Consider the following 12,600-nt stretch of genomic DNA (forward strand, 5'->3'; position numbering starts at 1 on the left):
GCACCGCTCAACGTGCCTAGCTTCACAAAGTAGCTGACGAAAGTAACCGATTGGACAAAAAAGAGCCGAATTTCGGCTCTTGGGCGATTTCTCCCTGCTGCGGTTCCTTCGGTTTGCTCTATCCGGCTTACTCCCCGTCCGACGAAGTGGCGGTGAGGGGTTCCTTCGGCGTCCAGGAACCGGGCACGATCCTGCGCCCGCCCTGGCCTTGCAGCTTATAGCCGACATTGCGGACTGTCGTGATAAATTCCGGCTGGCGCGGGTTCTTCTCGATCTTGTCGCGGAGGTGGCTGATGTGCACGTCGACGATCCGGGTGTCTCCGAGGAAATGATAGTCCCAGACGCCGTGCAGGAGCTGAATTCGGGTCAGCACCTTGCCCGAATGGCGGCAGAGAAACAGCAGCAGATCGTATTCTTTCGGTGTAAGCTCGACCGGCTCGCCGTGGACGGTGACCTCGCGGCTCGCCGCTTTCATGCGGATTGGGCCGATTTCAAGTAGCTCCTCCTCGGGTGTGCGCTCCGGGTTCTTCCCGGTGCGGCGGAGGATGGCCTTGATGCGGGAGACCAGCTCCGGGGGGCTGAAGGGCTTGGTCATATAATCATCCGCCCCGTTGTCGAGGCCGGCGATCCGGTCCTGTACGCCGGTCAATGCGGTCAGCATCAGGATCGGCACGAGGTTGCCGGAAGCGCGCAGTTTGTGGCAGACCTCAATCCCGTTGGCCTTGGGCAGCATCCAATCGAGCACGATAAGATCGGGACGGTACTGGGGAAGAATCTCGAATACGGCTTCTCCGTCTCCCACCGACCGCACCTCGAATCCGGCCTGCTTCAGATTGAAATCCAGCAGCATGGAGATGGACGGTTCATCATCTACGATGAGTATCTTCATTTTGGACATGACGGATGCTCCTCTCGTCTTCTTCTCCTTCCCATTATGGGCATGGTAAATCAAGGCCGGATTATCGAAAAATAAACGGAATGTTAAATTTGTTCCTCGGTGAGAATCATGTATAATAGAATAGATGAATAGGCGAGGTGCACCGAGATGGCTTTTCACATTGTATTGGTAGAGCCGGAGATTCCGGCCAACACGGGCAACATATCCCGAACCTGCGCGGCGACGGGAGCCCACCTGCATCTGGTCCGGCCGCTGGGGTTCTCCACCGACGACAAGACGCTGAAGCGGGCGGGACTGGATTATTGGGACAAGCTCCACTTGTCCTACCACGATTCGTTCGACGAGGTAAAACAGCAGTATCCGCAGGGCCGTTTTTTTTGCGCTACGACCAAGGGAAGCCGGACGTACACCGATTTTGAATACCGGGACGGAGATTTTTTTGTATTCGGCAAAGAAACCAAGGGGCTTTCTCCCGAGATTCTGGCGGCTCATCCCGACAGCTGCATCCGGCTGCCCATGGGACCGGAGATCCGCTCGCTCAACCTGTCCAATTCGGTCGCGGTCGTTTTGTACGAAGGGTTGAGGCAGACGGGCTTTGCCGGGCTTCACTGATGAAACGAGGGGTTAACCGGAACCAATCATCCGGATGTCCATAACGTTGTCACCAATCGGGGGAATCGACATCAGGACTCCCAATACTCCTGACAACGAAATCGCAATCTAACATCTAATGAAAGAGTGAGGGGATTCATCATGAAACCGGCAGGTATTGTCTGGAAGGTCGACCAATTGGGTCGCATTGTACTGCCCAAGTCCTTGCGCAAAAGATATCAGATGAACGAGGGGGACCCGATTGAAATTCTGGTCCAGGGAGACCAAATTCTGCTGGAGCGTTACCGGCCGAGATGCGTATTCTGCTCGGGCATGGAAGGCGTCAGCGAATTCAAGGACCGTTTTGTCTGCAGCACTTGTCTGTCGGAAATGAATCAAATGAAAGCCTAACGCACGAATGCACGGCACGCGCCACCTCGACTGAGGTGGCGCTTTTTGTGTGTCAGGCTGCGGCGATTCCGCGGATAAGCGTCATCCGGCCGGTTAACGGGTATAGTACCTTCAAAAACGGAAGCGGGCTAAAGAGATGAACGATACGCGAGACTGCATCATGGTCGGTGGAGGAATTGCCGGGCTGCAAGCGGCGATTCAGCTCGGCCGGTATCAGGCGCACCGGATTCTGGTGATCGATTCCGGTGACGGCCGTTCGGCGCTCTGCCGCGGGTACCACAACCTGCTGGGCTGGCCCGACGGGATATCGGGCGCCGAATTGAGACGGATCGGCCGAAGGCAGGCGGAGCAATACGGCGCAGAGTTCGTCGAAGACCGGGTGATCCGGGCGGAACGAACGCAGAGCGGCGGCTTCGCCGTTACCGGCCAGAGCGGAGAAACCTACCGGAGCCGGACCTTGGTGCTGGCCACCGGGGTAACGGACCGGTTCCCGGAATGGCCGGGCTTCCGGGAGTGCTTCGGCAAGACGGCGTACGTCTGTCCCGACTGCGACGGCTTCGAGATTATCGGGCGCCGTACGGTCGTGCTCGGGTCGGGAAATCCCGGCGCGTCGATGGCCCTGCTCCTGGCGAAGCGCAGACCGAGCTCGCTGCACTACCTTAACCATGAGGGCAAGCCCGTATCCGATCCGCTCAAGCGTCGGCTGACGGACCAGGGCATCGCTTATGCGGAGGAGCCGGTTGCGGAAGTGGAGCTCCGCCAGGAAGGGGCGATCGCCGCGGTTCGCCTGGCGGGCGGCAGCCGGATCGAAGCCGAGCGGGCGTTCGTGGCGTTCGGAGGCAACGAGGTCCACTCGGAGCTCGCGGCTCAGCTCGGAGCCGAGCGGCTGGAGAACGGCCATGTGCTGACCCATGCCCGGTCCAAGATGACCAACGTGCCGGGACTGTGGTGCATCGGCGACGTCGGCGTCCATTCCGAGCAGGCCGCCATCGCCATGGGCGAGGGAGTTCAGGCGGCCATCTGGATTCACAAGGTGCTGATGGGCGAGGAATACGGCATGTAAGCAGGCACGGTTCTCGCACTTTTACCGCTTGTCCCCCATACAAGGAAAGCCGCCAAGCCGCCGTTCGGAGCAATCCTCTCGGGATCTGCTCCGCTGAACGGGGCTGGCGGCTTTCGTGTGAATGGCGTGGCGTACGGAATCTTTACAGCGGGGAGCGAGCATGCCGTTCCCCTGGCAGAATCGCAGACGGAAGCGCGCTTGCCGATTCGCGTTGGCGATGCGCACTGGCGGGAACCAGCGGTTTCGTTCAGCTTGCTTCCGTGGAAACGGTCATACGCTTTTCCAGGATGTAGCTCTCCTCCAGCCGGTCTCCCGGGTGATGAATCTGCACGATGTGGAATCCGCACTTGTTGACGTAGAAATGGTGGTTCCGCTTGGAGAATCCCGGTGTGTCCGTTCTCCAGATCTGCGCCTCGGGATAGCGCTGCAGGAGAAACTCCCAGACGAGGGTCCCGATACCCTGATCCTGAAGCGCCGGTTCAATGAAGACATTGCCGAGGTAGTAGACTCCGTCCGGGTTCGGGACTGCGTTCACGGCGCCGATGACGATCCCGTCGCGAAGGATTTTATAGCTGTCAACCTCGACATGCAAGTACCACCTTCGCAAGAAATCCCCGTTGTCGTACCCCGGGGGGCCTCCATGCTCCTCGCCCAAATGCCTCCTCGCATCTTCGTCGAAAGCCCTCGCCATCATCGGCGTGAGCTCCTCTACATCGCTTTCGGCGAGAGGGATGAATTCTAACGTCTTGTATCGGCTCATGCGTCTGCCTCCTTCGGGTATCTCCCGAAACCGAATCTTCACCGCTGCAATGCGGTCACCGATTCCTCGTTAAGGGGGCCGTTCGTGCGGAACGGTTGCCAACCCAGTATAGAGGGTGACGCGAGGTCAAAGTAAAGCGGTCGAGAAGGAGGACCTGTCTAAGGAGCGTCATCCCCGCTCGGCGATCTCCCGCGACCAGTCGGCGATGAGGGCTTCAAGGCCGCAAGCTCCCTTGTCGCCTTCGCCGCGCTTGCGGAGGGAAACCGAACCGTCCGCTTGCTCTTGATCGCCGAGGATCAGGAGATAGGGCACCTTTTCCGCGCTGGCCTGGCGAATGCGCTGCCCGAGCTTCTCGTCGCGGGCGTCGATTTCGCAGCGGATGCCGGAGGCGGCGAGACGCTCTTTCACCTGTCGGGCATAGGGCAGGTGCGACGGGGCGACCGGAAGCAGCTTCGCCTGCACCGGCGCGAGCCAGAGCGGGAACTGCCCGGCGTAATGCTCGACGAGGATGCCGATGAACCGGTCGATGGAGCCGTAGACGGCGCGGTGGATGAGGACCGGGCGGTGCTTGCCGCCGTCTTCGCCGATGTAATGCAGATCGAACTTCTCCGGCATCTGGAAGTCCAATTGGACCGTTGCGCACTGCCAGCTCCGCCCGATGGCGTCGCGGATATGGAAATCGATCTTCGGCCCGTAGAACGCGCCGTCCCCGGGATTGATCCGGTACTCGCTGCCCCTTCGGTCCAGGACTCCGGCGAGCGCCGCCTCCGCCTGCTCCCAAAGCTCGGCGGACCCCATGGAATCCTCGGGGCGCGTCGAGAGCTCCATCGTATACGAGAAGCCGAAGACGCGGTAGATGCGGTCGATCAGGTCGAGAATGCCGCCGATCTCGGCTTCGATCTGGTCGGGGCGAACGAAGAGATGCGCGTCGTCCTGGCAGAACGTGCGCACCCGCATCATCCCGTTCAGGGCGCCGGAGAGCTCGTGGCGGTGCACCTGGCCGAACTCGAAGAGGCGCAAGGGCAGGTCGCGGTAGGAATGCAGCTCGTTCTTGTAGATCAGCATATGGCCGGGGCAGTTCATCGGTTTAAGGGCGAACCGGGCGTCATCGACCTCGGCAAAATACATGTTGTCGCGGTAATGGTCCCAGTGGCCGGATTGCTCCCACAGGCGCTGATTCATCAGGAACGGCGTCCGCACTTCCTCGTAGCCGCGCTCCCGTTGAAGCTCACGCGAGAGGTCTTCCAGCTGAGCGCGCATAGCCGCTCCCTTGGGTAGATAGAACGGCATGCCCGGAGCCTCCTCCGAGAACATGAACAGCCCGAGCTCCCGGCCCAGCTTCCGGTGATCCCGCTCCTTGGCCTCCTCCTGCCGCACGAGGAAAGCTTCCAGCTCCTCGGAGCCGGCAAACAGCACGCCGTAGATCCGCTGCAGCATCGGCCGGGCCGAATCCCCGCGCCAATAAGCGCCGGCGACGCCTGTCAACCGGAACGAATCCGGCAGCTCGCCCGTCGAGGCCAGATGCGGCCCGCGGCACAGGTCGGCGAATTCGCCCTGCTCATAGACCGTCAGCGCTTCTTCGTCGGCGAGTCCGGCGAGCAGCTCCAGCTTGTATGGCTCCTCCCGGTCCGTAAACAGCCGCTCCGCTTCTTTGCGGTCCAGCTCTTTCCGGCGGATTGGCAGATTCTCCTCCACAATCCGCCGCATGCCGGCCTCCAACTCGGCCAGATCGTCCGGCGTAAGCGGGCGCGGCAGCTCCAGATCGTAATAGAAGCCGTCCGCCACCGCCGGGCCGATTCCCAGCTTGACCGCTTTGTCTCCGAAGTGCCGTTTGACGGCTTGGGCCAGCACATGAGCCGCGGTATGGCGGCTGACCTCGATCGGTTGAACCGGCGATGCGTCCGATTCGTGCGCTTGCTTGGAATGAACTTCGTTTTGTCCTGCCATGTGGAACTCCTCCTCCTTCGAGTAATGACGAACGCAAAAAAACACACCGTCCAAGGGACGAGTGCGTTCGGCTCGTGGTTCCACCCTGATTCGATCCCCATGCTCCGCGCTTCGCGAAATAAGGAGATCCTCATTGTGATCCGGTAACGGGGATGAGTCGGCTGCGCATACGTCCGTGAGTTTCCTCCGAAGGAGGGGGAGCGGGGTTCCGCGCAGCGGCTGCAAAGGGGTAACCGAGCCCATTCGCTGAAGGTGCTTTCACCACGCACACCTCTCTCTGACAGCTAGCTGGCAAGGTCATGTCTTTGGTCATGGCCGCTTGTGATATTGACGCTTATTATAGGACCGGGCGATGGGAAAAGTCAACAAGCGTTTTTGCCTAGGCGCTTGGCGGCCGGATTTTCCCCGGAAAGCGGATGGAGGCAAGTTCCGAGAGGAAAGGGACTTTACAGCGGGGGAGGAGAGGAATACACTAAAACTGATCAATGTTCAAATCAATGATCAACATTACGGTGAACGGATGTCCAAGGAGGCGGCGGGCTTGAAAAAGTCGGAGGAGATGAAGGAGCGAATCATCCGGGCGACCATGGAGCTGATCGAACAGGGAAACGGCCGGGCGGAAGAGATCACAACGCGGATGATCGCCGACAAGACGGGGATCGGCGTCGGATTGATCCATTACCATTTTCAGACCAAGGAGCGGCTGCTGGAGCTGTGCGTGCAGCGGATGATCGGGGGCGTCATCGCCCGGTTTCGTCCAAGCGAGGCAGGCAGGCTAACCGGAACCAACGCGTTGAAATCGGTGGCCAAGGAGGTGGCCGATTTTCTGATGGACCATCCGTCGATCTCGCGGATCTCCATCCTCGGCGACTTGGCTGCCCCCGCCCCGGAGGACAACACGGCCAAGACTATGCGCGGCTTCGCTATGGCATATAACGGGGGACGTATGGCGGATGGCGCTGAGACGGGGCCGGTGCGCAAAGCCGCAAAAACCGCAGAAACCGCGGAAACCGCAGAAACGGCAGGAACCGCAGAAACTGCCGGAGCCGCAGGAGCCGTAAAAACCGCAGAACTCGCAGAAACTGCCGGAGCCGATGGGACACCGCAGGCCTCGCTGCTGCAAGCGCGGCTCTTTGCACTGACCGCCATGCTGCAGGCGGCGTTCCTCCGCCGGGACATCAGCGGCGAGACGTTCGGCTGGGATGTGCGGATCAAGGAAGAGCGCGACCGTTATATCGACTGGTTGACGGATCAATTGTTTGCGGGGGAGGAACGAGGATGAACCGTTCGCTAAACCGGCCCGCGAAGCGGCCCTTGAACCACTCGCTTGGAATGGCCTGCTCGCTCGGGGCGCTCGCTTGCACAGGGTTGTTTTTGGTTGGCTTGCTGTTCGCTTGGCCGACGCTGAGTTTCGTCGTATGCCTGTTCTTAAGCTGGTTCTATGTCGGTCTGGCCTGCGTATATGCCCATTACGCGCCGGATGAGCGCAAAGCGGCGGCCACCGCCGGAATCGCCATCGCCGTCGTTTACTCGGTGTTCACCAACCTGGTGTATTACACCCAGCTCACCACGGTTGCCCAAGGCGGTGCGGATGGCGCGGTGCTCAAGCTGCTGACCTTCGAGCCGGGGAGCTGGACCTTCGGCTTCGACCTCCTCGGTTACGGTCTGATGGCCCTCTCCACCTTCCTGATCGGTCTCGCCCTGACGGCGAACACGCGCAGAGACCGCGCCCTGCGCTTTTTGCTGCTGCTTCACGGGGCCTTCTTCCCCTTCTGCGTTGCCGCTCCGGCGCTCGGGCTGTTCCGGCCGGACGAAAGGGCGGCGGAATTAGGCGGAACGCTTGCGCTTATGGGCTGGTGCCTCTATTTTGCACCGATTCTCGTCCTCTCGTACTTGCATTTCCGCGTTAAGGCCGCTGTGTCTGACACGTCTGCCCAATAGTAAAAGGAGCCGGTTCCGGCTCCTATTCGTTCACGCCAAGCTTTATAGTGTCTGCGTCCCGCGACTTCGGACTCTTATCCTTCTTCAATGTTCGCGGGGCATTCTTCGTTCCGGTTCGCGTCCCGCTGCCTGTCGCCGGTCTTGCGGCTTCCTTCGTGCTGTTTGCCTTCCGGTTGGCAGTCCTCTTCGTGCCGCTTGTCGTCGGGCTTGCGGCATCCATGGCGTCGCTTGCACCTTCACTCGCGTCGTTTGCCTTCGGACTTGCGGTCTTCTTCGCGCGAGCGGACTTCTCCCTCTCTTCCCCGCTGACGGAGGCAGGCTTAGGCGGCTCCAAGGCGGTCCGTCCCTCCAGGACGTGGCGGTATTGCAGGAGTGCCTCCGCCCCAAGCGGAGTCAGGGCATACCGGCCTTTGTCCGTGTGCTGAAACCAGCGATAGTGGTTCGTCCGCATCAACGTCGCCGCGTTCGCGTAGCCGGTCCTCGCCCTCACCTCGCGGCTCAAGCCCTCGCCCCCAAGATCGCTTAAGGATTGCGCGCAGAGGAGCGCCTTTTCCCGGTAGGCGGTGACCAGCTTCACCTTGCTGCTGCCGCCGACATTGTAATCGCCGCTGCGCTCCTGAAATTCGCGGACGAGGCGCACGGTCTTCACCGACGGGCGCTTCTTTCCGCCTGTCGGTCTCGGCGCCGCCGGCTCCGGGTCGCAAAGCACCTCCACGGCCGGCGCTTTGGTCTTGTAGAAGCGGACGACCAACAGTCCGAGCTCCAGCTTCCGGCACAGCCGAATCAGCTCGCACCAACGCAGTCCGTACGGCGCCTTGCCGTTGCGGTTCTGCTCGACGGCGAGGTACACGCGGCCGGAGCGGCGCTGGCGCTCCATGCCTTGGATGACCAGCGGCAGGTTGAAGCTCTTTTTCAGCTCCACCAGCACCGGCTCCTCGTCCGGCTTCATGGCGACCAGATCGCAGTTCAGCACCTCGGCCTTGACGGTATAGCCCAACCGTTCGAAAAACCCCTTCACCGGAGCATACAGCTCCGTCTCGCTTTGGATCGGCACGTCTCGTAAGCTCCTTGCATGTACCTCGGACGGTACAGTCTCTTACCCCTATTATAGCATGAGAGAGAAGGGGCGGTTGACTGCGGTTTCGGACTCCCAAGCGCTCCGGCAGGAGTCTGCGGAAGCTTGCCGTTCGCTTGTTATCAGGATATGCGGGAGTCTCTCGAAGCATACCTCGGAATCTCGAAAAGAGAGCTAGATTCGCCCCTTTTTCCCGAGTTTGGGCCGCTCCCGCTCTGAATTTTCGGGCAACTTCACCCCCCTTGGCGCATACACATTAATACGTCAATTTAATCGCGTGGGGAAAGGAGGCTGCCATGGACATCTTTGAACGAATCGCCCGGCACCGGGAAGAGAATGAGAAGCTGACATGGGTTGGAACGTTTGCGGACTATATCGAAAAGGTGAAAAGCCAGCCGGGCCTGGCGATGACCGCCCATGCCCGCGTATACCGGATGATTGCGGCGGAAGGCACAGAGACCGTGAACGGCCAAACCAAATATAAATTCTTCGAGAATGAAATCTTCGGGCTGGACCGCTCGTTGGAGCGGCTGGTCGAGGAGTACTTTCACTCGGCGGCGCGCCGACTGGATGTGCGGAAGCGGATTCTGCTGCTCATGGGGCCGGTCAGCGGCGGCAAATCGACGCTGGTGACGATGCTGAAGCGGGGGCTGGAGCGCTTTTCGCGGACGGAGGAAGGGGCGGTGTACGCCATCCAGGGCTGCCCGATGCATGAAGACCCGCTGCACCTGATCCCGCTGGACCTTCGCCCCGATATCGAGCGGGAGCTGGGCGTGCGCATCGAAGGCACGCTTTGCCCCTACTGCCAATTGCGATTGAAAACCGATTTTTCCGGCAAAATCGAGAGCGTCCCCGTGGAGCGCGTCCTAATCTCCGAGACGGCCCGCATCGGCATCGGCACCTTCAGCCCCTCCGATCCCAAATCGCAGGATATCGCCGACCTGACGGGGAGCATCGACTTCAGCACGATCACCGACTACGGCTCGGAATCGGACCCGCGCGCCTACCGGTTCGACGGCGAGCTGAACAAGGCCAACCGCGGCATGATGGAGTTTCAGGAAATGTTGAAATGCGATGAAAAGTTCCTCTGGAATCTGCTGTCGCTGACCCAGGAAGGCAACTTCAAGGCCGGCCGCTTCGCGCTCATCTCCGCCGACGAGCTGATCGTGGCCCATACCAACGAGTCGGAGTACCGCGCCTTCATCGCCAACAAGAAGAACGAAGCGCTCCAATCCCGGATGATCGTCATTCCGGTTCCGTATAACCTCAAGGTCTCGGAGGAAGAAAAGATTTACGCCAAGCTGATCCACCAGAGCGAGATGAACCATATCCACATCGCACCCCATGCGCTGCGGACGGCGGCTATTTTCTCGATCCTCACCCGCCTTAAGGAGTCCAAGAAGCAGGGCATGGACCTGGTGAAGAAAATGCGCATGTACGACGGCGAGACCATCGAGGGCTACAAGGAAGCGGACCTCAAGGAGATGCAGAACGAGTTCCTCGACGAGGGCATGGCCGGAATTGATCCGCGCTACGTCATCAACCGCATCTCCAGCGCGCTGATTAAGCCGGACGTGACCTGCGTAGGCGCACTCGACGTGCTCCGGGCGATGAAGGACGGCCTCGACCAGCACGCCTCGATCACCAAGGACGAACGCGAGCGGTTCCTGAATTTCATTTCGGTCGCCCGCAAGGAATACGACGATCTGGCGAAGAAGGAAGTGCAGAAGGCGTTCGTCTACTCCTTCGAGGAGTCAGCCAAGACGCTGTTCGAGAACTACCTCGACAACATCGAAGCATTCTGCAACTGGGGCAAGATCAAGGACCCGCTGACCGGCGAATCCGTCGATCCCGACGAGCGGCTGATGCGCTCGATCGAGGAGCAGATCGGCGTCTCGGAGAACGCGAAGAAGGCGTTCCGCGAGGAAATTCTGATCCGGATGTCGTCCTATTCCCGCAAGGGCAGAAAATTCGATTACAGCTCGCACGAACGGCTGCGCGAGGCAGTCGAGAAGAAGCTGTTCGCCGACCTCAAGGACGTGGTGAAGATCACCACCTCGACCAAGACGCCGGACGAACGCCAGCTCAAGCGGATCAACGAAGTGTCCGCCCGGCTGATCGACGGCCACGGCTACTGCCCGACCTGCGCGAACGAGCTGCTGCGGTATGTGGGGAGTCTGTTGAACCGGTAGGTAGGCGGCGAGACGGAGTCAGGAGAAATCCTGGAAGAATCGCTTTTGGAGTGGGAGTCAAGGGTAGGGATGGGGAGGAACCTTTCCGGACAGCGGCGGCTGCTGGGGAAGGTTCCTTTTATGTATGGCGGAAACCATAGGTGAAGGTCGAGGCCAGCTCCATTCCATGTGTTTGCGAGCATAACTCGAGCAGGTTCTCAAGATCGACAATTTCATTGGCTGAATGCCGTTCCTTCCAGACCTCCATTGCTTTGGATGCCTTTTGCCTCACTTGGTGATACTTAGGATTGCTGGACATTATTTTTTCATCAGGCTGTAAATTACCGTGATACAGTTCCTCCGCAAGACTCCGCATGGATACCTATCCTTTCCTAAAAGCCTTGATGCAAATTTATGCGAAAATCGCATAAAAGTCAATATACGAAAATCGTATTAATTAAGATTGCTTTGGGTGATGGATAATGTACAAGAAGATTCGCGATCTGCGAGAAGACAAAGATTTAACTCAACAAGAACTTGCAACCATGCTGCACCTCACACAAGCCACTTATTCCCGTTATGAAACCGGAGATTTGGACATTCCGACCGGCGTATTAATTCAGTTGTCGAAATTCTATAAGGTCAGTATTGACTATCTTCTCGGACAGACCGAGAACCCTAAGCCGTATGACAAGAGGCGGCGGGAATAGAAGACGCCGATCTTGAGCAGCAGGGAGAATGGCCGATCAAGCGGCCAATTTCTGCGGCCAGACCGCAGGAGCCATGCACGAGTCGAACTTGATTAGGGAAGAGGCAACATCGACCAAAATGAAACCTCGGCGGCGGTTCGATACTCGATCACATAGGACACGTAGGAAGAATGGGCGGATTGTTGCTTGAAAACAACCAAATACTGCTCCCCGGAGGCGGTTTGGATATTGACCCAGTCGCCTTTTTTTCGTCTGCTCCAGGAGGCGTTCAAGCCGCTCTTTTTCGGGTCTTGGAACTTTTCCTGTATCGATTGGGCATCGGTGACCGGAATCCCTTTGGTGAGACAGACCCAGTAAAGACCGCGAATGAGCTCCGATGTTATGGGAAACGACGAATTGGCATCAAGAATGCCGCTGAGTTGGGATTGAATGGAGGAATCCTCGGCATAGACAAACATAGCTTGTACGCCCTGCAGCTTCGACGCCATCTGGTTTCGATCCCAAGTGTCCAAGATGGAACCGACCGGAGTCCACAGCAAAGGGAAGAGAAAGGAGTTCACGACATATAAAACACAGGCAAAGCTAAGTGCGGTCCGTTTGAGTAACCGATTCGGCTTGGCCTCTTTTCCGCGAAGATAGATCAGCCCTGCGATGAGAAGTCCAAGGGGCAGAAATAGACCCTCGATTCTTAAACCGAGCAGGCCCGACGCGAGATAGAGAACGATTTTCAACGCCCGGTAATGCTCTGTTTCTCGTGGAAGCTTGACTGCGATGAATCCGAAGGCAACAAGCAGTAAACTCACAATCCCTATACCTACCATAATGACCTCCTGGTTTATTTCTATATCATCATGATAGGATAAATTTTGTTAATTTGGAAACAAAAAACCCGATTAATACCAGGTTAAATAAACAACAAATTATGAAGAGCGAGAGCGGGCTCCAGATGTGATTGCTCAATAAAGATTCCTAGCTATTTCTCGATGCAAAGCCAATCCTAAGAATAAGGGAATATCAATCTCCGTACTCGTCC

At 58.6% G+C, this 12,600-nt stretch carries 13 protein-coding genes; 7 read left to right on the plus strand and 6 right to left on the minus strand.

The window, feature by feature from the left end; genetic code table 11:
- Positions 1–127: 127 nt before the first annotated feature.
- Positions 128–898: a response regulator gene (locus ACSEXS_RS03435; RefSeq protein WP_438431783.1), complete on the minus strand. Its 771-nt coding sequence runs from the start codon at positions 896–898 to the stop codon at positions 128–130.
- Between the two features lie 147 nt (positions 899–1,045).
- Here ACSEXS_RS03435 and trmL point away from each other — a divergent pair, with 147 nt between their 5' ends.
- The 3 genes from trmL to ACSEXS_RS03450 all read left to right on the plus strand — a co-directional run bounded on the left by trmL (position 1,046) and on the right by ACSEXS_RS03450 (position 2,963).
- Positions 1,046–1,510, plus strand: a complete 465-nt coding sequence (trmL, locus tag ACSEXS_RS03440; RefSeq protein ID WP_438431784.1) for a tRNA (uridine(34)/cytosine(34)/5-carboxymethylaminomethyluridine(34)-2'-O)-methyltransferase TrmL — start codon at positions 1,046–1,048, stop codon at positions 1,508–1,510.
- A gap of 141 nt (positions 1,511–1,651) precedes the next feature.
- A complete protein-coding gene (locus ACSEXS_RS03445; RefSeq protein WP_438431785.1) occupies positions 1,652–1,900 on the plus strand; it encodes an AbrB/MazE/SpoVT family DNA-binding domain-containing protein in 249 nt (82 codons plus the stop codon).
- Positions 1,901–2,036: 136 nt separating this feature from the next.
- The gene (locus tag ACSEXS_RS03450) at positions 2,037–2,963 is read left to right on the plus strand and encodes an NAD(P)/FAD-dependent oxidoreductase (RefSeq protein ID WP_438431786.1); all 927 of its coding nucleotides are present in this window, start codon (positions 2,037–2,039) and stop codon (positions 2,961–2,963) included.
- A gap of 247 nt (positions 2,964–3,210) precedes the next feature.
- Here the strand turns inward: ACSEXS_RS03450 and ACSEXS_RS03455 are convergent, their stop codons facing one another.
- Positions 3,211–3,723 (minus strand): GNAT family N-acetyltransferase, encoded by a 513-nt coding sequence (locus ACSEXS_RS03455; protein ID WP_438431787.1) that lies wholly within the window; start codon positions 3,721–3,723, stop codon positions 3,211–3,213.
- A 168-nt stretch (positions 3,724–3,891) separates the two neighbouring features.
- On the minus strand, positions 3,892–5,670 hold the full coding sequence (gene thrS, locus ACSEXS_RS03460) for a threonine--tRNA ligase (protein WP_438431788.1): 1,779 nt from the start codon (positions 5,668–5,670) through the stop codon (positions 3,892–3,894).
- Positions 5,671–6,211: 541 nt separating this feature from the next.
- Here thrS and ACSEXS_RS03465 point away from each other — a divergent pair.
- Together ACSEXS_RS03465 and ACSEXS_RS03470 are read left to right on the plus strand one after the other, a co-directional pair.
- Positions 6,212–6,952, plus strand: coding sequence for a TetR/AcrR family transcriptional regulator (locus ACSEXS_RS03465; RefSeq protein WP_438431789.1), 741 nt, complete (start codon positions 6,212–6,214; stop codon positions 6,950–6,952).
- Positions 6,949–7,611: a hypothetical protein gene (locus tag ACSEXS_RS03470; RefSeq protein WP_438431790.1), complete on the plus strand. Its 663-nt coding sequence runs from the start codon at positions 6,949–6,951 to the stop codon at positions 7,609–7,611. The genes ACSEXS_RS03465 and ACSEXS_RS03470 overlap by 4 nt, the downstream gene beginning before the upstream one ends.
- A 22-nt stretch (positions 7,612–7,633) precedes the next feature.
- On the opposite strand, the gene ACSEXS_RS03475 is transcribed toward ACSEXS_RS03470, so the two are convergent.
- On the minus strand, positions 7,634–8,665 hold the full coding sequence (locus ACSEXS_RS03475) for a DUF2161 family putative PD-(D/E)XK-type phosphodiesterase (protein ID WP_438431791.1): 1,032 nt from the start codon (positions 8,663–8,665) through the stop codon (positions 7,634–7,636).
- Positions 8,666–8,982: 317 nt separating this feature from the next.
- On the opposite strand from ACSEXS_RS03475, the gene ACSEXS_RS03480 reads away from it, so the two are divergent.
- Entirely contained in the window at positions 8,983–10,878 is a 1,896-nt protein-coding gene (locus ACSEXS_RS03480) for a PrkA family serine protein kinase (protein ID WP_438431792.1), read from the plus strand.
- 118 nt (positions 10,879–10,996) lie between these two features.
- On the opposite strand, the gene ACSEXS_RS03485 is transcribed toward ACSEXS_RS03480, so the two are convergent.
- On the minus strand, positions 10,997–11,233 hold the full coding sequence (locus ACSEXS_RS03485) for a DUF6809 family protein (protein ID WP_438431793.1): 237 nt from the start codon (positions 11,231–11,233) through the stop codon (positions 10,997–10,999).
- 106 nt (positions 11,234–11,339) lie between these two features.
- On the opposite strand from ACSEXS_RS03485, the gene ACSEXS_RS03490 reads away from it, so the two are divergent.
- The gene (locus ACSEXS_RS03490; protein ID WP_438431794.1) at positions 11,340–11,567 is read left to right on the plus strand and encodes a helix-turn-helix domain-containing protein; all 228 of its coding nucleotides are present in this window, start codon (positions 11,340–11,342) and stop codon (positions 11,565–11,567) included.
- A gap of 92 nt (positions 11,568–11,659) precedes the next feature.
- Here the strand turns inward: ACSEXS_RS03490 and ACSEXS_RS03495 are convergent, their stop codons facing one another.
- Entirely contained in the window at positions 11,660–12,388 is a 729-nt protein-coding gene (locus tag ACSEXS_RS03495) for a hypothetical protein (RefSeq protein WP_438431795.1), read from the minus strand.
- Positions 12,389–12,600: the final 212 nt, after the last annotated feature.

It is taken from the genome of Gorillibacterium terrae (assembly GCF_051594785.1).
Classification (GTDB): Bacteria; Bacillota; Bacilli; order Paenibacillales; family NBRC-103111; genus Gorillibacterium.

Coding starts and splice junctions, on each gene's coding strand:
- ACSEXS_RS03435 (WP_438431783.1), bottom strand. CDS start 898: ATGTCCAAAATGAAGATACTCATCGTAGATGATGAACCGTCCATCTCC.
- trmL (WP_438431784.1), top strand. CDS start 1,046: ATGGCTTTTCACATTGTATTGGTAGAGCCGGAGATTCCGGCCAACACG.
- ACSEXS_RS03445 (WP_438431785.1), top strand. CDS start 1,652: ATGAAACCGGCAGGTATTGTCTGGAAGGTCGACCAATTGGGTCGCATT.
- ACSEXS_RS03450 (WP_438431786.1), top strand. CDS start 2,037: ATGAACGATACGCGAGACTGCATCATGGTCGGTGGAGGAATTGCCGGG.
- ACSEXS_RS03455 (WP_438431787.1), bottom strand. CDS start 3,723: ATGAGCCGATACAAGACGTTAGAATTCATCCCTCTCGCCGAAAGCGAT.
- thrS (WP_438431788.1), bottom strand. CDS start 5,670: ATGGCAGGACAAAACGAAGTTCATTCCAAGCAAGCGCACGAATCGGAC.
- ACSEXS_RS03470 (WP_438431790.1), top strand. CDS start 6,949: ATGAACCGTTCGCTAAACCGGCCCGCGAAGCGGCCCTTGAACCACTCG.
- ACSEXS_RS03480 (WP_438431792.1), top strand. CDS start 8,983: ATGGACATCTTTGAACGAATCGCCCGGCACCGGGAAGAGAATGAGAAG.
- ACSEXS_RS03485 (WP_438431793.1), bottom strand. CDS start 11,233: ATGCGGAGTCTTGCGGAGGAACTGTATCACGGTAATTTACAGCCTGAT.
- ACSEXS_RS03490 (WP_438431794.1), top strand. CDS start 11,340: ATGTACAAGAAGATTCGCGATCTGCGAGAAGACAAAGATTTAACTCAA.
- ACSEXS_RS03495 (WP_438431795.1), bottom strand. CDS start 12,388: ATGGTAGGTATAGGGATTGTGAGTTTACTGCTTGTTGCCTTCGGATTC.